Below are 21,795 nucleotides of genomic sequence, written 5' to 3'. Positions count from 1 at the left end.
TCGACGGGGCCGTTGAGCCAACTCGATTGTTCGACGCCAAATCAGGGATTTGGCGAAAAATCGAGAGCCGAACCAGCGATCATGTCCACTGACCGCTGGTCTGAGCCTGCCTCCGGGCGATCCGTGCGGACCGCCCTCCCCCAAGCCCGCGTGGCGGAGCCGAGGCGCCGCCCGCGTCCGCGAAGCCGGCCTGCGCCTCGCGCCGCGACCGGAAGCCGCCTGAGACCGTCCCCCCGGCGCGCTCGCCCGAGCCGCCCCACCACCGGAGAAGACCGATGACGCGCGTGTTCAAGGCCATCGTCGCCCTCACGGCCCTCGGGGCCGGCCTGGCGCTCGCGCCCAACGAGGCGGAGGCGCAGCGGGGACGCTACTGCCGCGAGACCTACTGCGCCAAGCGCGCGCCCTTCGTCTGCAAGGGGCCCATCGGCTCCTGCGGCTTCGCGCAGGGACGCTGCCTCCAGACCGGCGTCCGCGTGGTGGCCTGCGGGCGGCCCGACCCGGTTCGCTAGGGCCTCGTCCACGACGGACCCTCGCACGACCAAGCGGCGGCGGACGAGCGGTTCACCGGGCGCGGGCGGATCCGGCTGCTCCCGGCCCGACCGCCCGACTGGACGCCGGCGCCGGTCGGCCCAAGATCCATGGTCTCTCCTGCGCCCCGCCGCGGCCGCCGGGAGAGGGCGAGGAGAGACCGATGGAGATCACGCGCAGCGGCGCCCAGCCGTCCACCCGGGGGTCGGCCGAGTACTTCACCGGGTCGGTGCGCATCGACCCGCTGTTCAGCCACGCCGACCCGGCCCGCGTCGCGGGCGCCCTCGTGACCTTCGAGCCGGGCGCGCGCACCGCATGGCACACCCATCCGCTCGGCCAGACGCTCGTCGTCACCGCCGGTCTCGGCTGGGCGCAGCGCGAGGGCGGGCCGGTCGAGGAGATCCGCCCCGGCGACGTGGTCTGGTTCCCGCCCGGCGAAAAGCACTGGCACGGCGCCACCGCCACGACCGGCATGAGCCATTTCGCCATCCAGGAGAAGCGCGACGGGACGAGCGTCGAATGGCTGGAGCGGGTCGCCGACGACCAGTACGGCCCCTGACGGGATCGCCCCATGCGCAACACCCTCACGGACATCGCCGGCATCCGGGTCGGCCACGCCGGGGACGCGCGGGCCGGCAGCGGCGTCACCGCGATCCTGTTCGACGCGCCCGTGACCGCAGCGGTCGATGTGCGGGGCGGCGGGCCGGGCACGCGCGAGACGGACCTGCTCGATCCGGAGCGCACGGTGCCGGGCATCGACGCGCTGGTCTTCTCGGGCGGCTCGGCCTTCGGCCTCGACGCGGCCGGCGGCGTCACCGCGTGGCTCGCCGCGGCCGGGCGCGGCTTCCCGGTCGGCCCCGTGCGGGTGCCGATCGTGCCCGGGGCGATCCTGTTCGACCTCCTCAACGGCGGCGACAAGGGCTGGGGCGCCGAGCCGCCATTCCGGGCGCTCGGCGCCCAGGCCGCCGCGGCGGCGAGCGCCGAGCCGGTCGCCCTCGGCTCGGTGGGGGCGGGCCTCGGCGCCTGCACGGCCAACCTGAAGGGCGGGGTCGGCTCGGCCTCCGCCCCGGTCGCGGGGCTGGCGGACCACGGGGCGGCAAGGGTAGCCGCCCTCGTCGTCGTCAACGCCTTCGGGCGGGTCACGGTGGGCGACGGGCCGCATTTCTGGGCCGGGCCCTTCGAGGTCGGCGAGGAGTTCGGCGGCCTCGGCCCCGCGCCGCGCCTGCCCCCGGATGCCTTCGCGTGGCCGCGGGCGGCGCTGCCGGGCGCCAGCACCACGCTGGCGCTCGTGGCCACCGATGCCGCCCTCACCAAGGCCGAGGCGAAGCGCCTCGCCGTGATGGCCCAGGACGGCCTCGCCCGTGCGATCCTGCCGGTGCACACGCCCCTCGACGGCGACGTCGTCTTCGCGGCGGCCACGGGCGCGGTGCGCCTCGCCGATCCGGTGGGCGACCTCGCGCGGCTCGGGGACGCCGCGGCGCGCACCCTCGCCCGCGCGGTGGCGATCGGGGTCTTCGCCGCCACCGCCCTGCCCTTCCCGGACGCGCCGCCCGCGTGGCGGGACCGGTTCGGGCCGCGGGGCTGAGCCTGCGGGCGCGCATCGGCCACGCCCCGAGGCTCTCCATCCTGCAGCATTCACCGAACCGGCGACCGCCCCGGCGAATGATGTCGAGGGCCTTCCCCAAGTGAACACCGGTTCGCCGGAGACAATGCGGGAAAATCAGAGACATCGAGCGGGATCCGATTGCGTCGTGATCGGATCCCGCTCTAGAAGCGCCGCACCAAGGCGCGGGTCTCGCGATGCTCAACACGCTGGTGGTCTTCCTGGGCGCCGGGCTCGGCGGCGCGCTGCGGCACGGGGTCAACCTCGCGGCGGCGCGGCTCGGCGGCGACTTCCCGGCCGGCACGATGCTCATCAACATCGCCGGCTCGGTGCTGATGGGCGTGCTCACCGGCTGGTTCGCCGCGCGGGGCGGCGTGGCGCAGCCCTGGCGGCTCTTCCTCACCACCGGGGTGCTCGGGGGCTTCACCACCTTCTCGACCTTCTCCCTCGACGCGTTCCTCCTCGTCGAGCGCGGCGCCCTCTGGGGGGCGCTCGTCTACGTTCTCGGCTCGGTGGCGGCCGGCATCGCCGGCGTGGCGGTGAGCCTGGCGGTGATCCGCGCCTTGAGCTGACGCGCTTGGGGCCGACGCGTTCGGGGCTGACGACCTTGTGCAGTTGACATCCCGGCCCGTTCGGGACGGACTCCCGGCCATGACCGATCCCGCCGGGAAGCCCCGCGTCGCCATCACCTACTGCACCCAATGCGGCTGGCTTCTGCGGGCCGCCTGGATGGCGCAGGAACTGCTGCAGACCTTCCGGGACGACCTCGGGGAGGTGGCGCTGGTGCCGGCCTCGGGCGGCGCCTTCGCGATCACCTGCGGCCCGGTGCTGATCTGGGAGCGCACCCGCGACGGCGGCTTTCCGGACGTCAAGGCGCTCAAGCAGCGGGTGCGCGACGTGATCGAGCCGGGCCGCGACCTCGGCCACGTCGACCGGGGCTGAGTGCGCGTGGCCGGGCTCCGGGAGCGGTGGCAGGCCCTGCGCGAGCGCGGGCTCTCGACGCAGGTCTACCTCGTGGCGCTCGCCATCGCGCTGATCGGGCCGGGCCTGCTGTTCACGGCGGTGCTGCTGGTGCGCTACGCCAGCCTGGAGCGCACGCGCTTCGAGCAGGATGCCCGCGAGACCGTGCGCGGCATCGCGCTCGCGGTCGACCGGGACACGGCCGGCCTGGTCTCGGTGCTGCAGACCCTCGCCACCTCGCCGCGCCTGCGCGAGGGCGAGTTTTCCACCTTCGAGGGACAGGCGCGGGCGGTGACCGGCACGCTGGGCCTCACCCTGTCCCTGCGCCGGCCGGACGGCACGCAGATCGTCAACACCGCCCTGCCCCCGGGGGCGCCGCTGCCGATGGCGGGCCGCCCCTACGATGCCGACATCATCGCCTCGCGCCGGCCGCTGGTGACGGGGGCGCAGCGCGAGACCGCGGGAGCGCCGACCTACGCGGTGGCCGTGCCGGTGATGATCGACGGCGCCCCCGCCTACGTGCTCAGCCTCTCGGTCCCGGTGGAGCGCCTGCACCAGATCCTGCTGCGCGACCTCGACCCGGGCTGGACCACCGGCCTCATCGACCGCGACGGCATCCTGCTCGCCCGCTCCAGCGACCATGCGGCCCTCTCCGGCCAGCCGATGTTCGAGGCGCTGCGCGGGCGCGAATCCGGCACCCCCGGCCTGTGGGAGGGCCTCGACCGCCAGCGACGCCCGGTCCTGTTCGTCGAGACCCAGACCCGCATCACCGGCTGGACCGCCGCCGCCAGCATCCCCAAGGACCGGGTCGAGGCCTCGCTGCGGCGCTGGGTGATGGCGTTCGCCGGCTTCGGCCTGCTGGCGCTCGCGGTCTCGTCGGTCCTGGCGGTGCGGCTGTGGTCGCGGGTCGCCGAGCCGCTGCAGCTCCTCGCGGCGGCGGGCGACGCGCTGGCGCGGGGCCAGCCGGTGCCGCGGGTCTCGACCCCGATCCGCGAGATCCGCCAGCTCGCCGACGTGCTGGCCGATGCCTCCCAGAGCCTGCGCAGCCGCATCGGCGAGCGCGACGCCGCCCTGGAGGAGCAGAGCCGCGGCCTCGCGGCCCTGCGCGAGAGCGAGGCGCGCTTCCGCCACATGGCTGATTCCGCCCCGGCCCTGATCTGGATGACCGACGCCGAGGGGCGGGTCACCTTCCTCAACATGCACTTCGAGTTCCTGTTCGGCCGCGACGCCGCCTCGCTCGCCGGCGAGCGCTGGAGGGAGATCATCCATCCGGACGACCTCGCCGCCTTCGAGGCCGCGTTCTGGGCCGCCTTCGCGGCGCGCCGGCCGTTCCGGGCCGAGACGCGGGTCCACGACCGCACCGGGGCCGTCCGCTGGCTGCTGTGCGAGGGCGTGCCGCGGCTCGACGACCGGCAGCGCTTCCTCGGCTATACCGGCTGCAACGTCGACATCACCGAGGGCAAGCTCGCCGAACGCGCGCTGCGCCAGAACGAGGAGCGCCTGCGCCTCGCGCTCGCCGCCGGCCAGCTCGGCACCTGGGAGATCGACCTGCGCACCGGCCAGCAGCGGATCTCGGCCCGCTCGGCGGAGATCTTCGGCCTCCTGCCGCGCTCGGCCGAGACCTGGCCTGCCGAGACGTGGCCTGCCGAGACCTGGCCCGCCGAGACCTGGCTGCGCCGGGTGCATCCGCAGGACCGGCCCGGCCTTGAGACGGCGCTCGCCGCGCTGGTGGCGGGCGAGAGCGATTACGGGGCCGAGTTCCGGGTGCAGATGCCGGACGGGGCGACGCGCTGGGTGAGCGCGCAGGCGGTGACGCAGCGCGACACAATCGGCCGGCCCCGGCGGGTGATCGGCATCCACCAGGACGTCACCGAGCGCCGCCGCGCCGAGGACCACCTGCGCCTCCTGATCCACGAGCTGAACCACCGGGTGAAGAACACCCTCGCCACCGTGCAGTCGATCGCCATGCAGAGCCTGCGGCGCCTGCGCGGCCAGGAGGCCGAGAGCGCCCGCGGCGCCTTCGTGGAGCGGCTGATCGCTCTGGCGCGGGCGCACGACGTGCTCACCCGGGAGAGCTGGGAGGGGGCCGATCTCGCCGAGGTGGTGGCCGGGGCGATCGCGCCCCTCGAAGGCCCGCGCGGACGCCGCCGCTTCAGCGCGACGGGGCCGGCCCTGCGGCTGCCGCCGCGCATGGCCCTGTCGATCGCCATGGCCCTGCACGAGCTCGGCACCAACGCGGTGAAGTACGGCGCGCTCTCGGTGCCGGACGGGCAGGTCGCCATCGCCTGGAGCCTGGAGGGACGCGCCCTCACCCTGCGCTGGCGCGAGAGCGGCGGCCCGCCCGTGAGCCCGCCCACCCGGACGGGCTTCGGCTCGCGCCTGATCGGCCAGAGCCTCGCGCGCGACCTCGACGGCACGGTGACGCTCGACTACGCGCCGGAGGGCGTGGTCTGCACCATCCGCGCACCGCTCGCCGAGCCGGACGAGGCGCAAGGCCCCGCCCCGGCCCCGTCAGACGAGCAGCGGTTCGAGGACCGCCCGGAGCACGTCGGGTAGCGGCGCCGGGCGCTGCGTCGCCCGGTCGACGTAGACATGCACGAAATGCCCCTGCGCGGCGGCCGTGTCGTCGTCCTCGCGGAACAGCCCGACCTCGTAGCGCACGCTCGACCTGCCGCGATGCGCCACCCGGATGCCCGCCGTCACCCGCTCCGGGAAGGCGATCGACCGGAAGTAGCGGCAGCCGGTCTCGACCACGAGGCCGATGACGGGGCTGCGCGCGATGTCGAGCGCCCCCTCCTCGATCAGCACTTGGTTCACGGCGGTGTCGAAGAAGGCGTAGTAGACGACGTTGTTGACGTGGCCGTAGACGTCGTTGTCGCCCCAGCGGGTCAGGATCGGGACGAAGCGCCGGTAGGCGGCGCGGGTGTCGGGCGGGGAGCGGCCGGTCACGCGGGACCTCGCGAGCGGGGGGCAGGCCGCCGACATGCGGCGGCCGGCCGGCCGGAGTCAACCGCGCTCCGGCCACCGCTCGCGCCGCACCGCATAAGGATAGGCCCGCCCGCTCTCGTCGAGCAGGTCGCCGTCGGGGCCGGCGCACCACACCACCTCGTCGCTGGCGGCCAGGCGGGCCGTGAGGGTGAGGCCGCGCACCACCCGCACCTCGCCGGGATCGTTCCCGGCGCAGCCGACGCACGCCTCCCCTTCGAGGATGTGGTCGATGTCCTCGCCGTCCGGCACGCAGGCGAACAGCACCTCGGCGAAGGCCAGGGCGTAGGTCCGCATCGGGCTCTCCCGTTCTCGTCGGTTCCGCGAAGAGGAGGGCAACGCCGTGGCGCGGGATCGGTTCGATCCCGGGCGGACCTCATCCCGGACGGCGCATCGCGGGCCCGCGCCGGTGCGCGACGCTCAGCCGAAGGTCTCCGGGTCGGGCCCGATCCGCCCGTCCGGGGCGTCGAGGCCGGCGATCCGCGCATGGTCGTCCGCGTCGAGGTGGAAGCCGAACACGTCGGCGTTCTCGCGGATGCGGTCCGGGGTCGCGGATTTCGGGATCGCCACGTGGCCGAGGTCGAGGTGCCAGCGCAGCACCACCTGGGCCGGGCTCCGCCCGTGCTTGGCGGCGATGGCGGCGATCACTGGGTGGCCGAGCGCCCCGCCCTGGCCGAGCGGGCTCCAGGCCTCGGTGACGATCCCGGTCTCGGCGTGGAAGGCGCGCAGGGCCGATTGCTGGAAGCCGGGATGCAGCTCGATCTGGTTGACGGACGGCGTCGAGCCGGTCTCGTCGATCAGCCGCGCGAGCTGCGCCGCCGTGAAGTTCGACACCCCGATCGAGCGGGCGCGGCCCTCCTCGCGCAGGCGCATCAGCGCCTTCCAGGTCTCCACGGTGGCGTCCTGGCGCGGCACGGGCCAGTGCACGAGGTAGAGGTCGACCTCGTCGAGGCCGAGGCGCCCGAGCGAGGCGTCGAAGGCCCGCAGCGCCGCGTCATAGCCGTGGCTGTCGTTCCACAGCTTGGTGGTGACGAACAGGTCCTCCCGCGCCAGCCCCGAGGCCGCGATGGCGCGGCCGACCCCCGCCTCGTTGCCGTAGGCCGCCGCCGTGTCGATGGAGCGGTAGCCCGCCTCCAGGGCGACGCCGACGAGGGCGGGCGCCGTCTCGTCTGTCAGTTTCCAGACGCCGAAGCCGAGCTGCGGGATGCACCGGCCGTCGTTGAGCGTCACACGGGGCTGCGTCATCGGGGATCCTCGGGCCGGCTGGGGCGACCCGTCTGATCTGGGACGCGAGACCCGCCCGTCGAGGCGGGGCCTACTTCACGAGCGGGCAGCCGCCCTCGGCCATCGGCCGGAAGGCCTGGTCGCCCGGCACGGTGGCGAGGAGCTTGTAGTAGTCGTACGGCCCCTTGCTCTCGGCCGGGGTCTTGACCTCGAACAGGAAGAGGTCGTGGACGGCCCGCCCGTCCTGGCGGATCGTGGTGGGGCCGAACAGCGGGTCGTTGATCGGCTTGTCGCGCAGCACCGCCAGCACCTTCTCGCCCTCGATCGTGCCGGCATCGCGCACGCCGCGCAGGTAGGCGAGCGTGCTCGAGTAGACGCCCGCGTGGTTCTCGGTGGGCATGCGCCCGCCCATCCGCTCGCCGAAGCGCTTGCCGAAGGCGCGGGTCGCCTCGGTGCGGTCCCAGTAGAAGCCGCTGGCGAATTGCAGGCCCTGCGCGGCCTTGAGGCCGAGCGCGTGGATGTCGGAGAGCTGCACGAACAGGGCCGCGATCCGCATGTCGGGCATCAGGCCGAACTCGGCGGCCTGCTTGACCGCGTTGATCATGTCGGCGCCGGTATCGGCCAGCGCCAGCACCTGGGCGCCCGACCCTTGCGCGGCGAGCAGCGGCGAGGCGAAGTCGCCCGCGTTCAGCGGGTGCTTGGTCGAGCCCTTCACGCTGCCGCCCGAAGCCTTCAGGGCCGCGGTCGCGTCGCGCTCCAGCGCGTGGCCGAGCGCGTAGTCGACCGTCAGGAAGTACCAGGACTTGAGGCCCCGGCCCGTGATGGCGCGGGCGGTGGCCGACCCTTGCGCCCAGGTGTCGGAGACCCACTGCACGGTGGTGGGCGCGCAGGCCTTGCCGGTGAGGTCCGAGGTCATCGAGCTCGACGCCAGCGCCACCCGGTGGCGCTCGCGCATCAGGTTGGCCACCGCCAGCGCCACCGCGGAGTTCGGCAGGTCGACGATGGTCGAGACGCCCTCCTGGTCGAGCCAGCGCCGGGCGATGCCGAGCCCGATATCGGGCTTGTTCTGGTGGTCGGCCGAGAGGATCTCGACCTTGAGGTCGCCCGCCTCCTTGGCGAAGTCCTCCGCAGCGAGCTGAGCGGCCACCACCGAGCCGGTGCCGGCCTGGTCCGCGAAGGGCCCGCTCATGTCGCTCAGCACCCCGATCCTGACCGGGCCGGCGGCGTCCTGGGCCGCCGCGGGAGCGGCCGCGTCCGCGGCGAGGGCCAACAGGAGGGCGAGGCCGGCGGCAGCGGCTCCGCGCAGCGGCGAGCGGGACGACATCGGGATCCTCTCCGGGAGCATCAGGGCCGGCCTCCGGCCGTGGGATACCCTATGTCAGGCTCCGCCCGCGCCGTCGATGGGGTTTCAGGCCTCCGGCTCCTCCCCGTCCGCCACCGCATCCTCCGGCCGGCCGGGGATCGCGTAGCGCCCGCTGAGCCAGCGCTGCAGGTCCACGTCGGCGCAGCGCTTCGAGCAGAACGGCCGGAAGGCCGGCGCCGCGGGCTTGCCGCAGATCGGACAGGGCGGGGGGGCCTCCGGCCCGGCGGGCGTGTCGGCCGTCACGGCGCCCTCACGCGGCGGCGCGCCAGGCGGCGCGGACGGGGAACCCCTCGCCTTCGAGGAGCGCGATGGTCTCGTAGAGCGGCAGGCCCACCACCGCGCTGTAGGAGCCGACCAGCTTCACCACGAATCCGCCCGCCAGCCCCTGGATGGCGTAGCCGCCCGCCTTGCCGCGCCACTCGCCGCTGGCGACGTAGGCGTCGATCTCCCGGGCGGCGAGGCGCTTGAAGCGCACCCGCGTCTCCACGAGCCGCTCGCGCGACCGGTCCCGGGGGCCGGCGAGGCAGACGGCGGTGTAGACCCGGTGCGTGCGCCCGGAGAGCAGGCGCATGCAGGCGGCGGCCTCGTCGGCGACCTCCGGCTTGGGCAGGATGCGCCGGCCCACCGCCACCACCGTGTCGGCCGCCACCACGTAGGCGCCGCGCAGATCCTCGCCGTGGCGCGCCGCCGCCAGCGCCACATCCAGCTTGGCGCGCGCCAGCCGGCGCACCAGCTCGCGCGGGCGTTCGGACTTGAGCGGCGTCTCGTCGAGGTCGGCCGGCAGGAGCGCGTCCGGTTCGAGGCCCGCCTGCTGCAGCAGCGCCAAGCGCCGCGGCGAGCCGGAGGCCAGCACGAGCTTGGGCCGCGCGTCCGGCGGGGGCGGGGAAGCGTCGGTCATGGTGCGCCCGGACTCCTGCGGGTTCGGTTGAGGTCGCGTGCGGGAGGTGCCCTATCTGGCGCCCTGCGTCCAGCCGGGCGAGGTCTTTACACCCGGTCCCGCCCGTGGCGGGATTCCGCCGCAGATTCGCCCCGGAGACGGGGAATCCTGCCGATCCTCCAGATCTGCTCGAACCGGCCGGAACCCCGGATGATGAGACCTCTGCTCCGCGCCATCCTGTGCGGCCTCCTCGGGGCCGCGGCCGCCGCGCCGGCGCTCGCCCGCGAGGTGCGGCACGCCGCCCTCGTCCCCGTCGAGAGGGCGGCGACCGACTGCTTCGCCGAGACCATCGGCAACAACGCGGCGGCGCTCGCCCATGCCCGGACCGGGCACTGGTACGAGGCGGCCGGCGTGATCGGCTTCCTGTGCCGCCCCGAGGTCGAGGCGATGATGCGGGCGCACGACGCCCGCTACGGCGAGGGCGCGGGCTGGCGCTATTTCCGGGGCGCCTACACGCGCCATCTCGGCCGCGAGCTGGAAGGGCGGCTCGCGCCGCTGCTGCGGACCCAATCCGTCGCCACCGCCGCGCCGCGCGGCGACGCCGAGCCGCCCGCCGAACCCAAGCCCTGAGGGCGCACCGGCCGGAGATCATTCGGTCAGGGCCGCGCTCGCGCTCCACGGGCCGAGGCCCCTCGGCACCGGCACGTCGGTGGCGCCGTAATTGGTGTTGATGACGAGGCGCGGCGCCTGCGAGAGGTCGATGCGGCGCGCCACCACCGCGGTGTACTCGGACTGGTCCGCCACGACCTGATTCGCGTTGACCACGAAGGTGCCGCGCGGGAGGTAGATCGTCCCGACGAGCCGCCGGGCGCTGTCGCTCTTGACCTCGAATTGCCGGCCGGGCGCGGCGCTGCGGTCCTCGTGGAACAGCAGGCCCGCCATGTCGCCACGCAGCGGCGCCGTGATCTCCACCACCGAGCGCTGCCGGAACTGCAGCGGGCGCACCACGCCGTCCGGGTCGGGCGGCACGGTGCCGGTGAAGTAGAAGCCGACATTCGCGCCCTTCATCGAGCCGATCGTGTCGAGCGTCACCTTCGCGAGGCAGCCGAGGCCGACGCTGACCTGCACCTCGCGCCCGCTGCAGCTCCCCGCGGCGCCGAGCAGGGTGAGGCCGAGGTTCAGGTCGCCGGGGCCGACGACGAGCGGGCCGTCCTTGATGATGTAGATGCCCGGGTTCAGCGTGACCTGGGCGCCCTGTTCGATGACGAGGCCGCCGCAATAGGTGCCGGGCGAGAGCGTGCGCACCTCGCCGGTGATCGTGAGATTGGTGTGGGTGCAGCCGCCGACCGGGGGCGCCACGCGCTCGGCCAGCGGGTCCTTGATCGGCGGGCAGGCGGTCACCGGCGCCGGCCGGAAATTGTGGGAGCCGCCCGCGTAGCCCCCCACCGCGCAGGCCTTGGCCGATGTGACGACCGCGAGGTCCTCGGCCCTGAGGGCGGTGGTGCTGGACGACAGCGCATAGACCGAGCAGCCGCCGGCCTCGATCCGGGCGAGATTCCTGAGGCGCACCGCGTCGGCCGCGGAGGCGTCCAGGGCGACGACGCAGACCTTGACGGCGCCGAGCGCCTCGGCGGTGGCCGAGACCTCGATGTCGGTCAGGTGCGGGGTGACGAGGCGGCTCATGATCGCGCGCTTGCGCTGGGTGAGCGTGACGGTGACGCCGCCCGGCGTCCGGGCGCGGCCGTCCGCGAAGGCCGGTTCGAACGGTCCGCCGGGGGCCGTACGGGCGACCGCGAGCGTCTGCACCGCCACCGGCCCGTCGCCGTCGGCGAGCGGCACCTGTTCGCGCACCTGCGCCTCGGCCACCGCCTGGATGCGATCCTGGCTGGCGGACGAGACCTGCATGTCGGAGACGACCGCGAGGGCGGCGGCGTCGGCGGCCTTCTGCAAGGTCTGGGTCTGCGCCAGCCACGTGGCGTAATCCACCGCGAGGCCGACCGCGCCGAACAGGAGCGGCATCGACAGGGCGAAGGTCAGGGCCACGTTCGCGTCGCGGCTCCGCGCCAGACCCCTCAGGGCAGCAAGACCATCTCGGACCATTCCGCTGGATTCCCGCCGTCGCGGAGCAGTCCCGCGCATGCGGTGCGATGCAAGCACACCTTCCCTAAGGCCCCGTTGTCGCGATCGCGCAGTCCGTGCGGGCAAGACGGCCGGAGCATTGGTCCTCGCCGGATGTCTAGACGCCGGCGTACATCCTGCCGGGGTTGAACAGGCCGGCAGGGTCGTGCGCGGCCTTGATGCCGGCGGTGAGGCGCATCAGCGGCTCGGACAGCGGCTCGAAGACCGGCACCGCGGCGCGCACCGCCTCCGGCGCCCGCACCAGGGTGGCGTGGCCGCCCGCCTGGGCCACCGCGGCCCGCACCGCCGCGGCGCCCGCATCGCCCTCGGCCCCGGTCAGGAGCCAGACGAGTCCGCCGCCCCAGTCGTAGAACCAGCGGGCGGGGCGCCGGGCCGCCACCGCCGCGGCCAGCGCCGGGCCGTTGCCCGGCGCCGTGGAGATGCGCCACACGGCGCCCTCGGCGCGATCGGCCGCGAACGGCGCGGCGTCCCGCACCGCCGCCCAGAGCGCCGCCGCGTCCTCGCCCTCGACGACCTCCGGCGTGCCGTAGCGGCGCAGCAGGCGGCGCAGCTCGCCGAGCCGGTAGTCGATCGAGGCCGAGAAGCCCTCGATGCGCAGGAGGGTGCGCGCCTCCCCGGCCCCGATGCCCGCCGGCCAGTGGGCCGCGCCGGTGATCTCGAACGGCGAGCCGAGGCCGAGGCTCAGGGCCTCCACGGCCCGCCCGTCGTCGAGGCCGGGCAAGACCAGCGTGGCGGCGCGCTCGGGCACCGGCAGAACCTTGAAGATCACTTCGGTGAGCAGGCCGAGCGTGCCCCAGGAGCCCGCCATCAGCTTCACGAGGTCGAGCCCGGTGACGTTCTTCATCACCCGCCCGCCGGCCTTCACCACCTCGCCGCGGCCGTTGACGAAGCGCACGCCGATCAGGCTGTCGCGGGCCGCCCCCGCGCTGATCCGGCGCGGTCCCGAGACGTTGCCGGCCGCCACCGCGCCGATCGTGGGCTCGCCCGACGAGCCGAGGAGGGCGCGGTGGTCCATCGGTTCGAACGGCAGCATCTGGCGCCGCTCGGCGAGGCGCGCCTCCACCTCCGCGAGCGGGGTGCCGGCGCGGGCGCCGATCACCAGCTCGGCCGGTTCGTAGAGCGTGATGCCGGTGAGGTTCGCCGCCGAGAGCGTCGCCTCGTCCTGGGCCGGACGCCCGAAGGCCGCCTTGGTGCCGCCGCCCACGACCCGCAGGCGCTCCCGCCGCGCCGCCGCGGCCGCCACGATCTCGGCCGCCTCCGCCTCGTTCCGGGGCTCGTAAGTGGGCATCGCGCAGGATTCCGTCCGGCCGCGGTACGGCCCGTCGCGGATGATTGCGGCGAAGTCGGTCCGGTTGGCAAGATCGGCCGGCGCGGTGCGTCAGTGCCTCAGGCGCCCGCCCGCGGCGAGCGCCACCGGCTCGTCCTCGCGCAGCAGCGCGCCGCCCCGCCGCGGGACGCCGATGACGCGGCCGAGATCGGCCGGGCGCGGCAGCCGCGCGTGGCAGGAGCGCATGACCGCGAGGTTGTCGAGGATGTCGTCCGGGAAGGGAACCACCCGCCGGGTCGTCGCATCGACGTGGAGCGACAGGTTCTCGGAGGTGGCCGCCACCCAGCCCTCCAGGGCGTGGCGGATCTCGGTGTAGAAATGCACCCGCTTCTCGTCGAAGTCGATGAGCTGCAGGGTCACGCGCACGCGGTCGTCGAGCGTGAGTTCCCGCCGGTAGCGCACGTGCACCTCGGCGGCGAAGTACGTGGCCTCCCGCTCCGCCACGTAGTCGGGCCCCAGTCCCACGATGCCGAACGCCTCGTCCACCGCCCGGTCGAAGAGCACGTGGTAGTAGGCCATGTTGAGATGGCCGTTGTAGTCGATCCAGCCCTGTTCGATCGGCATCGTCGAGGAGACGAAGGGCGCGAAGAAGAAGACCGATGCGGGACGCTCGTCTGCCATGGTTCGGCTCCTGGCAAGCGCGGCGGCATCTGAGGATACCGGTCTCCGAAGTAGCATGCTTCGCCGAAAGGTCCACCCCCTGGAAGTCCAAGCCTTGACCGAATCTTGGGCAGAATAAGCTTGACCGTGGTTTTCGGGCGGGCCGGGCCTGCGCCGCGGGGCGGTGTGGCGGGAGCCGGATGGTGCTAGGACCGGTCGCGGGACAGCGCCGGGCGAGCCGGCCTTCGACCCCGCCGGGAGGCAGAGAGAGAGACCATGAACGCCCATCCCCCCACACCCGCCTCTCCCGCCCGCGCGCGTCCGTCGCCCGAGACGGTCGCCGCGGTCGTGCGGGAGCTCGCGGCGACCTTCGGCAACCGCCTCGTCACCGCGCAGGCGGTGCGCGAGCAGCATGCGAGCACGCTCACCTGGGTGCCGAACCAGCCGCCGGACGCGGTGGTCTTCGCCCGCAGCACCGAGGAGGTGCAGGCGGCGGTGCGGATCTGCGCCGCCCACCGGATGCCGGTGGTGGCCTTCGGCACCGGCACCTCGCTGGAGGGCCACGTCAACGCGCCCTACGGCGGCGTGTCGATCGACCTCGCGGAGATGAACCGCGTGCTCGCGGTCCACGCCGAGGATCTCGACTGCGTGGTGCAGCCGGGCGTGACCCGCAAGGCGCTCAACGAGCACCTGCGCGACCAGGGCCTGTTCTTCCCCATCGATCCCGGCGCCGACGCCTCGCTCGGCGGCATGGCGGCGACGCGGGCCTCCGGCACCAATGCGGTGCGCTACGGGACGATGAAGGACAACGTGCTGGCGCTCACCGCCGTGCTGCCGAACGGCGAGGTGGTGCGCACGGGCTCGCGCGCCCGCAAGAGTTCGGCCGGCTACGACCTGACGCGCCTCCTTGTCGGCTCGGAGGGCACGCTCGGCATCATCACCGAACTCACCCTGCGGCTCTCGGGCATCCCGGAGGCGATCTCGGCCGGCATCTGCCCGTTCCCGACCATCAAGGCGGCCTGCGACGCGGTGATCATGACGATCCAGTCGGGGATCCCGGTGGCGCGGATCGAGCTCCTCGACGAGGTGCAGGTGGCGGCCTGCAACGCCTACTCGAAGCTCTCCCTGCCCGAGACCCCGTTGCTGCTGGTCGAGTTCCACGGCTCCGAGGCCGGCGTCGCCGAGCAGGCCGAGCGCTTCGGCGAGATCGCGGCCGAGTTCGGCGGCGGACCCTACGAGTGGGCCACGAAGGCGGAGGACCGCACCCGGCTCTGGCAGGCGCGCCACGACGTCTACTGGGCCGCCGTCGCCCTGCGGCCGGGCGCGCGCGTCATCGCCACCGACGTCTGCGTGCCGATCTCCCGGCTGGCCGAGTGCGTGGACGAGACCAAGCGCGACATCGTGGAGAGCGGCATCACCGCACCGATCGCCGGCCATGTCGGCGACGGCAACTTCCACACCTCGCCCCTGGTGATGATGGACGATCCCGACGAGATCGCCCGCGTCACCGGCTTCATCGAGCGCCTCGTGGCGCGGGCGCTCGCCATGGAGGGCACCTGCACGGGCGAGCACGGCATCGGCCAGAAGAAGCTGCGCTTCATGGCGATCGAGCACGGCCCGGCCGCGCTGGAGATGATGCGCGCCCTCAAGCGCACCCTCGATCCCGACGACATCATGAACCCCGGGAAGGTGGTGCCGGTCTGACGCGGGGGGCGGCTGCGCATCGGCCGGGGGACCCCTCCCCGGTGCAGCCGCGCGCGTTCGCAGGCCGTGGCCCCGGCACTCGGACCATCCTGCGCGGCCAACCGTTTCCGGCCGACACGAGGTGAAGCGAGGGGGCTTCCTCTCCCACGCGGGCCAGGGGTTCCCCGCGCCCTGAACCCTCACGGCCAGGTGCGTGAGAGGGGCGGCCTCGCCCCACCCTTATGCTCAATCCCAGCATATCTGGACAGGGCGCGGATCGGGGCGTAGGCTAGCCGGGTAAATGCTCATTCTGAGCATATGGGAGGCGAGCATGGCCGAATCTCCGCGCGTATCCGGCGACGCGCTCCCCGTCGCATCGCCCTCGGCGCTGCCGTTGGCCGACCTCTACGCCCGCGTGAGCGGGCACGTTCCGGCCATCGAGTGGCCGGCGCTGGCCGACGACGTGGCGGCGATCCTGGCGCTCAAGCGCCGGCGCAACGCCGTGGTGCTGGCCCACAACTACCAGGCGCCGGAGATCTTCCACACGGTGGCGGACATCGTCGGCGACAGCCTCGCGCTCGCCCGCGAGGCGGCCCGCACCGACGCGGACGTGATCGTGCTCGCGGGCGTCCACTTCATGGCCGAGACCGCCAAGCTCCTGAACCCCGACAAGACCGTGCTGATCCCGGACCCCGCCGCCGGCTGCTCACTCGCCGATTCGATCACCGCCGCGGACGTGCGCGCCCTGCGCCGCCGCCATCCCGGCGTGCCCGTCGTCACCTACGTCAACACCTCGGCGGCCGTGAAGGCGGAGTCGGATCTCTGCTGCACCTCCGGCAACGCCAGGGCGGTGGTGGAATCGCTCGGCGCGCCGCGCGTGCTGATGATCCCCGACGAGTACCTCGCGCAGAATGTCCAGGCCGAGCTGCCGGGCATCGAGATCCTGTCCTGGGCCGGCCATTGCGAGGTGCACGAGCGCTTCACGCCCGCCGACATCCGCGAGGTGCGCGAGGCCTATCCGGGCGTCGCGGTGCTCGCCCACCCCGAATGTCCGCCCGCGGTGGTGGCCGAGGCCGATTTCGCGGGCTCGACCGCGATGATGCAGGACTTCGTGGAGACGCGCCGGCCCGCGCAGGTGGTGATGATCACCGAGTGCTCGATGGCTGACAACCTCGCGGTGCGCAATCCGGACGTCGCGTTCGTCAAGCCGTGCAACCTCTGCCCGCATATGAAGCGGATCACGCTCGGCAAGATCCGGCGGGCGCTGGAGACCATGACCCACGCGGTCACGGTGCCGGCCGACCTGATTGCCCCGGCCCGCCGGGCGGTGGAGCGCATGCTGGCGGTGCGGCCGTGAGGGCCGCGCCCGTGATCGTGGTGGGGGCCGGCGTTGCCGGCCTCGCCACGGCGCTGCGCCTCGCGCCGCTGCCGGTGACGCTCGTGAGCACCGCCGCCCTCGGCGAGGGCACCGCCACCGCCTGGGCGCAGGGCGGCATCGCGGCGGCGCTGGGCGCGGACGACGACCCTGCGCTGCACGCGGCCGACACGCTCGCGGCCGGTGCGGGCCTGAGCGATCCGGAGGTGGCGCGCCGCGTGGCCGAGGCCGGACCCGGCGCGGTGGCGTGGCTCGCCGATCTCGGCACCGCCTTCGACCGGGACGCGGCCGGCGCGCTCGCGCTCGGCCTCGAAGCCGCCCATGGCCGGCGCCGCATCGTCAAGGCCGGGGGCGACGCCACCGGCGCGCGGGTCCTCGCCACGCTCGCGCGCGCCGCCGCGGCGACGCCCCGCCTCACGGTGGTGGTGGGCCACGCGACGGATCTTCTCTGCGACGCGCACGGCGCCGTCGCGGGCCTCGCCGTCCGGGTCGGCGGCGAGACGGTGACGCTGGCCGCCCGCGCCGTCGTGCTGGCCACCGGGGGCCTCGGCGCGCTCTACCGCGCCACCACCAATCCGCCCGGCGCGGTCGGCGCCGGCCTCGCGCTGGCGGCCCGGGCCGGGGCGGTGCTGCGCGACGTCGAATTCGTGCAGTTCCACCCCACCGCCATCGCGGTGCGGGCGGAGGGGCCGCTGCCGCTCGCCACCGAGGCCCTGCGGGGCGAGGGCGCGGTGCTCGTCGATGCGGCGGGCGGCCGGGTGATGGCCGGCATCGCGGGCGCGGACCTCGCCCCGCGCGACGTCGTCGCCCGGGCGATCTTCGCCCGGACCGGGCGGGGCGAGCGGGTCTTCCTCGATGCGCGGCGCCTCGACGTGGCGCGCCGCTTCCCCACCGTGGCGGCCTTCTGCCAGTCGGCGGGCCTCGACCCGGCCGCGGCGCCGATCCCGGTCTGCCCGGCGGCGCATTACCACATGGGCGGGATCCGGGTGGACGGGCGCGGGCGCGCCTCGCTGCCCGGGCTCTGGGCCTGCGGCGAGGCCGCCGCCACCGGGCTGCACGGCGCGAACCGCCTCGCCAGCAACTCGCTCCTCGAAGCCCTGGCCTTCGCGGACCTGATCGCGCGGGACATCCGGGGCGCCGACGCGATCGCCGGCCCGCCGCGCGCGGCCGGGCGGACCCCGGCCGTACCCACGGGACCCGAGACCCTGGCCGGGATCCGCCGGATCATGGAGGCCGCGGTCGGCCTCGTGCGCGACGAGGCCGGGCTCGCCCGGGCGGCCGCGCGCCTCGGCGCACTCGCGCACGAGGCCGGCGCGCCCGAGGCCGAATCCGCCCTCCTCGTCGCGGCGGCGGCCCTGCGGCGGCGCGAGAGCCGCGGCGCGCATTGGCGGGCCGACCATCCGGGGCAGGAGGCGCCCCGCCACGCCGACATCACCCTCGCGCAGGCCCGCCAGATCGCGGCCGCGCTCGCTCCCGCGCTCCAGGAGGTCCCATGACCAACTCCGACGCCCTGCCCCTCAGCCCCCTGCCCCGCCTGATGGTGGAGCCGGTCGTGCGCGCGGCCCTGCTGGAGGATCTGGGCCGCGTGGGCGATCTCACCACCGACGCGATCGTGCCCGCCGAGGCCCGCTTCACCGGCGCGATCGTCGCCCGGCAGGCGGGCGTGGTCTCGGGCACCGACGCGGCGGCGCTGGCCTTCGCGCTCCTCGATCCTGCCGTGGCGGTGCACGTCGCCCGCCCTGACGGCAGCCGCGTCGGCCCGGGCGAGCCGGTGATCCGCCTCGACGGGCCGGCCCGGGCCATCCTGTCGGCCGAGCGGGTGGCCCTCAACCTGCTCTGCCGGCTCTCCGGCGTCGCGACCGCGACCGCCTCGCTGGTCGCGGCGGCCCGCCCCCACGGCAAGGCCGCCATCGTGTGCACGCGCAAGACCACGCCGGGCCTGCGCGCCCTGGAGAAGCGCGCGGTGCGGGCCGGGGGCGGCGCGAACCACCGCTTCGGCCTCGACGATGCCGTGCTCATCAAGGACAACCACGTGGCGGTGGCGGGCGGCATCCGGCCGGCGATCCGCCGCGCCCGGGCCGGGGCCGGCCACCTCGTGAAGATCGAGGTCGAGGTCGACACCCTGGCGCAGCTCGACGAGGCGCTGGCGGAGGGGGCGGACGCGGTGCTCCTCGACAACATGGGTCCGGCCGACCTCGCCCGCGCGGTGGCGATGATCGACGGGCGGGCGATCAGCGAGGCGTCGGGGCGCATCACCGCCGAGACGGTCGGCGCGGTCGCGGCCGCGGGCGTCGACCTGATCTCCGCCGGCTGGATCACCCACAGCGCGCCGATCATCGATCTCGGGCTCGACGTGGCCTGATCGCCGGGCTCAGCCGGGGATGAACGCGCCCGCGATGGCCGCGCTGGTGAAGTTCGACAGCGTGCCGGCCAGGATGGCGCGCAGGCCGAAGGCCGCCACCTCGGCCCGGCGCTCGGGCACAAGGCTCGAGAAACTTGCGAGCTGGATGGCGATGGAGGTCAGGTTGGCGAAGCCGCAGAGCGCGAAGCACAGGATCGCCGTGGTGCGCGGGCCGAGCGAGCCGTCCTTGAGCTGCGGCGAGACGGTGGCGTAGGCCAGGAACTCGTTGAAGGCGATCTTCTGGCCGATCGCCGCCCCCACCAGCCCGGCCTGCTCCCAGGGCACCCCGAGCAGGACGGCGAGCGGGCTGAAGGCGACGCCCAGGATCCCCTCGATGGAGGCGCCCGGCGCCCCCACGAGGCCGCCCGCCCAGCCGACGAGGCCGTTCGCCAGCGCGATCAGCCCCACGAAGGCGATCAGCATCGCGCCCACCGCCACCGCGACCGCGAGCCCCTTCTGGGTGCCCTCGGCCGCCGCCTCGATGAGGTTGACGGCGCGCCGCTCGCCGAACTCCGCCCGCGTGCTGACGACGCGGGTCGGCTCGGTCGAGGGCACCAGGATCTTGGCGTAGAGGAGCCCGCCCGGGATCGCCATGAACGAGGCGGCCAGCAGGTAGTCCATCGGCACGCCCAGCGCCGCGTAGCCGGCGAGGATCGACCCGGCCGTGGAGGCCGCCCCGCTCGTCATCACGGCGAAGAGCTCGGCGCCGGTGAGAAGCGTCAGGTAGGGGCGCAGCGCCACCGCGATCTCGCTCTGGCCGATGAAGATGGTGGCGACCGCCGAGAAGGTCTCGATCCGCGAGGTGCCGAGCACCCGCTGCAGCGCCGACCCGATCCAGCGGGCGAGGGCCTGCATCAGGCCGACATGGTAGAGCACGCCGATCAGCGCCGAGACGTAGACGATCTGGGGCAGGACCCGGAAGGCGAGCACGAAGCCGCCCGCCCCGAACAGCTCCATCATCCGCGGCTCGACGAGGCTGCCGAACAGGAAGGCCGCGCCCTTGTCGCCGTAGGCCAGCACCGCGCCCACCGCCTCCGCCACCGCCCCGAGCGCCCGCCGGCCCGCGGGCAGGAACAGGACCACGGCCCCGATCAGGATCTGCACGGCGAGCGCGGCCAGCACCACCCGCGGCCGGATCGCCCGCCGGTCGGTGGAGAACAGGATCGCGATGCCGAGAAACAGGATCAGGCTGAGCGCGAGGTGCAGGATCGTGGCGGCCATGGGGTCTCCCTCGCTCCGGCCGCGAGCAAGCGCGATGCCGGACGGCCGGGGCGGTCATGGCACGGGAATCCCTCTCCCGATCGGGAGAGGGACTGCCCGCGTCCCGTCCCGTGACCGGATCCAGGGTCCCGGGCCGCCGGAACGAGCACCGGATAACCCCGCCCTGCGACCGTTCCGACCCTTGCCGCATGAGAACAAAACAAGTACGTACGACAGGCCCGCGCGCATTGAGAAACCCGCCGACCCCGTGCCATAAGGACCGCTCAGATGGCTCAGTCCCCCCTGCGACTGGTGGAAAACCCGACCATGGACAAAGACAAGTCGAAGGCGATCGATGCCGCGCTCGCCCAGATCGAGCGCGCCTTCGGCAAGGGCTCGATCATGCGCCTGGGCAAGGGCGACAAGGTGCAGGAGGTCGAAACCATCTCGACCGGCTCGCTCGGCCTCGACATCGCGCTCGGCGTGGGCGGCCTGCCGCGGGGCCGCGTCATCGAGATCTACGGCCCGGAATCCTCAGGCAAGACCACGCTGGCGCTCCACACCATCGCGGAGGCTCAGAAGAAGGGCGGCGTCTGCGCCTTCGTGGATGCCGAGCACGCGCTCGATCCGGTCTATGCCCGCAAGCTCGGCGTGAACCTCGATGACCTCCTGATCTCGCAGCCCGACACGGGCGAGCAGGCGCTGGAGATCACCGACACGCTGGTGCGCTCGGGCGCCATCGACGTGCTGGTGGTCGATTCGGTCGCCGCCCTCACGCCGCGCGCCGAGATCGAGGGCGAGATGGGCGACCAGCAGCCCGGCCTCCAGGCCCGCCTGATGAGCCAGGCCCTGCGCAAGCTCACCGGCTCGATCTCGCGCTCGAACTGCATGGTGATCTTCATCAACCAGATCCGGATGAAGATCGGTGTGATGTACGGCTCGCCCGAGACCACCACGGGCGGCAACGCGCTGAAGTTCTACGCCTCGGTCCGCCTCGACATCCGCCGCGTCTCGACCCTGAAGGACCGCGACGAGCCGATCGGCAACAGCGTCCGGGTCAAGGTGGTCAAGAACAAGGTGGCCCCGCCCTTCAAGCAGGTCGAGTTCGACATCATGTTCGGCGAGGGCGTGTCGAAGGTCGGCGAGCTGATCGACCTCGGCGTCAAGGCCGGCATCGTCGAGAAGTCGGGCGCGTGGTTCTCCTACGACAGCCAGCGACTCGGCCAGGGCCGCGAGAACGCCAAGGGCTTCCTGCGCGACAACCCGGACATCGCCCAGCGGATCGAGCAGGCGATCCGCCAGAACATGGGTCTCGTCGCCGACAAGATCCTGGAGAACGCGGTGCCGACCGCCGAGGACATGGACGAGGGCGCGGCCTGAGCCGCGCCGTGGACGAGGGCGCGGCCTGAGCCGCGCCGCTCCGCCCGCGCGCAGTTCTCACAGGAGATCATCATGCTCGCGGTTCTCAGCCACTCCCTCTCCAGCCTGTCGTCCGCGCCCTCCCGCGACGAGCCCGGCTTCCTCGCCCTC

Annotated in this window: 22 protein-coding genes; 12 read left to right on the top strand and 10 right to left on the bottom strand. The window is 74.0% G+C overall.

The window, feature by feature from the left end; genetic code table 11:
* The first annotated feature begins 275 nt into the window (after positions 1–275).
* The 6 genes from MFF61_RS31760 to MFF61_RS31735 all read left to right on the top strand — a co-directional run bounded on the left by MFF61_RS31760 (position 276) and on the right by MFF61_RS31735 (position 5,647).
* Positions 276–509 (top strand): hypothetical protein, encoded by a 234-nt coding sequence (locus tag MFF61_RS31760; RefSeq protein WP_238241681.1) that lies wholly within the window; start codon positions 276–278, stop codon positions 507–509.
* Positions 510–691: 182 nt separating this feature from the next.
* A complete protein-coding gene (locus tag MFF61_RS31755; protein ID WP_238241680.1) occupies positions 692–1,087 on the top strand; it encodes a (R)-mandelonitrile lyase in 396 nt (131 codons plus the stop codon).
* 12 nt (positions 1,088–1,099) lie between these two features.
* The gene (locus MFF61_RS31750; RefSeq protein WP_238241679.1) at positions 1,100–2,113 is read left to right on the top strand and encodes a P1 family peptidase; all 1,014 of its coding nucleotides are present in this window, start codon (positions 1,100–1,102) and stop codon (positions 2,111–2,113) included.
* A gap of 215 nt (positions 2,114–2,328) precedes the next feature.
* On the top strand, positions 2,329–2,703 hold the full coding sequence (crcB, locus tag MFF61_RS31745; RefSeq protein ID WP_238241678.1) for a fluoride efflux transporter CrcB: 375 nt from the start codon (positions 2,329–2,331) through the stop codon (positions 2,701–2,703).
* Positions 2,704–2,782: 79 nt separating this feature from the next.
* On the top strand, positions 2,783–3,073 hold the full coding sequence (locus MFF61_RS31740) for an Rdx family protein (RefSeq protein WP_238241677.1): 291 nt from the start codon (positions 2,783–2,785) through the stop codon (positions 3,071–3,073).
* A gap of 6 nt (positions 3,074–3,079) precedes the next feature.
* A complete protein-coding gene (locus MFF61_RS31735; RefSeq protein ID WP_238241676.1) occupies positions 3,080–5,647 on the top strand; it encodes a sensor histidine kinase in 2,568 nt (855 codons plus the stop codon).
* On the opposite strand, the gene MFF61_RS31730 is transcribed toward MFF61_RS31735, so the two are convergent.
* The 6 genes from MFF61_RS31730 to MFF61_RS31705 form a co-directional block, all read right to left on the bottom strand.
* Positions 5,603–6,040 (bottom strand): acyl-CoA thioesterase, encoded by a 438-nt coding sequence (locus MFF61_RS31730; protein ID WP_238241675.1) that lies wholly within the window; start codon positions 6,038–6,040, stop codon positions 5,603–5,605. The genes MFF61_RS31735 and MFF61_RS31730 overlap by 45 nt on opposite strands.
* Positions 6,041–6,097: 57 nt before the next feature.
* Positions 6,098–6,373: a hypothetical protein gene (locus MFF61_RS31725; protein WP_238241674.1), complete on the bottom strand. Its 276-nt coding sequence runs from the start codon at positions 6,371–6,373 to the stop codon at positions 6,098–6,100.
* 123 nt (positions 6,374–6,496) lie between these two features.
* On the bottom strand, positions 6,497–7,321 hold the full coding sequence (locus MFF61_RS31720) for an aldo/keto reductase (RefSeq protein WP_238241673.1): 825 nt from the start codon (positions 7,319–7,321) through the stop codon (positions 6,497–6,499).
* 70 nt (positions 7,322–7,391) lie between these two features.
* Positions 7,392–8,624 (bottom strand): ABC transporter substrate-binding protein, encoded by a 1,233-nt coding sequence (locus tag MFF61_RS31715; RefSeq protein ID WP_238241672.1) that lies wholly within the window; start codon positions 8,622–8,624, stop codon positions 7,392–7,394.
* Between the two features lie 84 nt (positions 8,625–8,708).
* Positions 8,709–8,906 (bottom strand): DNA gyrase inhibitor YacG, encoded by a 198-nt coding sequence (gene yacG, locus MFF61_RS31710; RefSeq protein WP_238241671.1) that lies wholly within the window; start codon positions 8,904–8,906, stop codon positions 8,709–8,711.
* Between the two features lie 7 nt (positions 8,907–8,913).
* A complete protein-coding gene (locus tag MFF61_RS31705) occupies positions 8,914–9,561 on the bottom strand; it encodes a Maf-like protein (RefSeq protein ID WP_238241670.1) in 648 nt (215 codons plus the stop codon).
* A 192-nt stretch (positions 9,562–9,753) separates the two neighbouring features.
* On the opposite strand from MFF61_RS31705, the gene MFF61_RS31700 reads away from it, so the two are divergent.
* Positions 9,754–10,170 carry a hypothetical protein gene (locus MFF61_RS31700; protein WP_238241669.1) on the top strand — a complete coding sequence of 139 codons (417 nt, stop codon included), beginning with the start codon at positions 9,754–9,756 and terminating at the stop codon, positions 10,168–10,170.
* A gap of 18 nt (positions 10,171–10,188) precedes the next feature.
* Here the strand turns inward: MFF61_RS31700 and MFF61_RS31695 are convergent, their stop codons facing one another.
* The 3 genes from MFF61_RS31695 to MFF61_RS31685 all read right to left on the bottom strand — a co-directional run bounded on the left by MFF61_RS31695 (position 10,189) and on the right by MFF61_RS31685 (position 13,627).
* The gene (locus MFF61_RS31695) at positions 10,189–11,583 is read right to left on the bottom strand and encodes a pilus assembly protein TadG-related protein (protein ID WP_238241668.1); all 1,395 of its coding nucleotides are present in this window, start codon (positions 11,581–11,583) and stop codon (positions 10,189–10,191) included.
* A gap of 193 nt (positions 11,584–11,776) precedes the next feature.
* Complete coding sequence (gene glcE / locus MFF61_RS31690) at positions 11,777–12,967, bottom strand: glycolate oxidase subunit GlcE (protein WP_238241667.1); 1,191 nt, start codon at positions 12,965–12,967, stop codon at positions 11,777–11,779.
* 90 nt (positions 12,968–13,057) lie between these two features.
* Positions 13,058–13,627 (bottom strand): thioesterase family protein, encoded by a 570-nt coding sequence (locus MFF61_RS31685; RefSeq protein WP_238241666.1) that lies wholly within the window; start codon positions 13,625–13,627, stop codon positions 13,058–13,060.
* A gap of 255 nt (positions 13,628–13,882) precedes the next feature.
* On the opposite strand from MFF61_RS31685, the gene MFF61_RS31680 reads away from it, so the two are divergent.
* The 4 genes from MFF61_RS31680 to nadC all read left to right on the top strand — a co-directional run bounded on the left by MFF61_RS31680 (position 13,883) and on the right by nadC (position 19,026).
* Positions 13,883–15,310: an FAD-binding oxidoreductase gene (locus MFF61_RS31680; protein WP_238241665.1), complete on the top strand. Its 1,428-nt coding sequence runs from the start codon at positions 13,883–13,885 to the stop codon at positions 15,308–15,310.
* A gap of 310 nt (positions 15,311–15,620) precedes the next feature.
* On the top strand, positions 15,621–16,646 hold the full coding sequence (gene nadA, locus MFF61_RS31675) for a quinolinate synthase NadA (RefSeq protein ID WP_238241664.1): 1,026 nt from the start codon (positions 15,621–15,623) through the stop codon (positions 16,644–16,646).
* Positions 16,643–18,160, top strand: coding sequence for an L-aspartate oxidase (locus MFF61_RS31670; protein ID WP_238241663.1), 1,518 nt, complete (start codon positions 16,643–16,645; stop codon positions 18,158–18,160). Before nadA ends, MFF61_RS31670 begins: the two co-directional genes overlap by 4 nt.
* Positions 18,157–19,026 (top strand): carboxylating nicotinate-nucleotide diphosphorylase, encoded by an 870-nt coding sequence (gene nadC, locus MFF61_RS31665; protein WP_238241662.1) that lies wholly within the window; start codon positions 18,157–18,159, stop codon positions 19,024–19,026. The genes MFF61_RS31670 and nadC overlap by 4 nt, the downstream gene beginning before the upstream one ends.
* Positions 19,027–19,035: 9 nt before the next feature.
* On the opposite strand, the gene MFF61_RS31660 is transcribed toward nadC, so the two are convergent.
* The gene (locus MFF61_RS31660; RefSeq protein WP_238241661.1) at positions 19,036–20,286 is read right to left on the bottom strand and encodes a NupC/NupG family nucleoside CNT transporter; all 1,251 of its coding nucleotides are present in this window, start codon (positions 20,284–20,286) and stop codon (positions 19,036–19,038) included.
* Positions 20,287–20,553: 267 nt separating this feature from the next.
* Between MFF61_RS31660 and recA the strand changes: the two genes are divergently transcribed.
* Positions 20,554–21,645, top strand: a complete 1,092-nt coding sequence (recA, locus tag MFF61_RS31655; protein WP_283206060.1) for a recombinase RecA — start codon at positions 20,554–20,556, stop codon at positions 21,643–21,645.
* The last annotated feature ends 150 nt before the right edge of the window (positions 21,646–21,795 follow it).

Origin of the sequence: Methylobacterium isbiliense (assembly GCF_022179325.1) — a bacterium.
In the GTDB taxonomy this organism is placed as follows: Bacteria; Pseudomonadota; Alphaproteobacteria; order Rhizobiales; family Beijerinckiaceae; genus Methylobacterium; species Methylobacterium isbiliense.
Note: the sequence above shows the minus strand (reverse complement) of the source record. Positions and strands in the feature narration are given on the sequence as shown.

What these genes read in the sequence shown, in the direction of transcription:
- MFF61_RS31760 (WP_238241681.1), top strand. Translation starts at nt 276, where the DNA reads ATGACGCGCGTGTTCAAGGCCATCGTCGCCCTCACGGCCCTCGGGGCC.
- MFF61_RS31755 (WP_238241680.1), top strand. Translation starts at nt 692, where the DNA reads ATGGAGATCACGCGCAGCGGCGCCCAGCCGTCCACCCGGGGGTCGGCC.
- MFF61_RS31750 (WP_238241679.1), top strand. Translation starts at nt 1,100, where the DNA reads ATGCGCAACACCCTCACGGACATCGCCGGCATCCGGGTCGGCCACGCC.
- crcB (WP_238241678.1), top strand. Translation starts at nt 2,329, where the DNA reads ATGCTCAACACGCTGGTGGTCTTCCTGGGCGCCGGGCTCGGCGGCGCG.
- MFF61_RS31740 (WP_238241677.1), top strand. Translation starts at nt 2,783, where the DNA reads ATGACCGATCCCGCCGGGAAGCCCCGCGTCGCCATCACCTACTGCACC.
- MFF61_RS31725 (WP_238241674.1), bottom strand. Translation starts at nt 6,373, where the DNA reads ATGCGGACCTACGCCCTGGCCTTCGCCGAGGTGCTGTTCGCCTGCGTG.
- MFF61_RS31720 (WP_238241673.1), bottom strand. Translation starts at nt 7,321, where the DNA reads ATGACGCAGCCCCGTGTGACGCTCAACGACGGCCGGTGCATCCCGCAG.
- MFF61_RS31715 (WP_238241672.1), bottom strand. Translation starts at nt 8,624, where the DNA reads ATGTCGTCCCGCTCGCCGCTGCGCGGAGCCGCTGCCGCCGGCCTCGCC.
- MFF61_RS31705 (WP_238241670.1), bottom strand. Translation starts at nt 9,561, where the DNA reads ATGACCGACGCTTCCCCGCCCCCGCCGGACGCGCGGCCCAAGCTCGTG.
- MFF61_RS31700 (WP_238241669.1), top strand. Translation starts at nt 9,754, where the DNA reads ATGAGACCTCTGCTCCGCGCCATCCTGTGCGGCCTCCTCGGGGCCGCG.
- glcE (WP_238241667.1), bottom strand. Translation starts at nt 12,967, where the DNA reads ATGCCCACTTACGAGCCCCGGAACGAGGCGGAGGCGGCCGAGATCGTG.
- MFF61_RS31685 (WP_238241666.1), bottom strand. Translation starts at nt 13,627, where the DNA reads ATGGCAGACGAGCGTCCCGCATCGGTCTTCTTCTTCGCGCCCTTCGTC.
- MFF61_RS31680 (WP_238241665.1), top strand. Translation starts at nt 13,883, where the DNA reads ATGAACGCCCATCCCCCCACACCCGCCTCTCCCGCCCGCGCGCGTCCG.
- nadA (WP_238241664.1), top strand. Translation starts at nt 15,621, where the DNA reads ATGGCCGAATCTCCGCGCGTATCCGGCGACGCGCTCCCCGTCGCATCG.
- nadC (WP_238241662.1), top strand. Translation starts at nt 18,157, where the DNA reads ATGACCAACTCCGACGCCCTGCCCCTCAGCCCCCTGCCCCGCCTGATG.
- MFF61_RS31660 (WP_238241661.1), bottom strand. Translation starts at nt 20,286, where the DNA reads ATGGCCGCCACGATCCTGCACCTCGCGCTCAGCCTGATCCTGTTTCTC.
- recA (WP_283206060.1), top strand. Translation starts at nt 20,554, where the DNA reads ATGGCTCAGTCCCCCCTGCGACTGGTGGAAAACCCGACCATGGACAAA.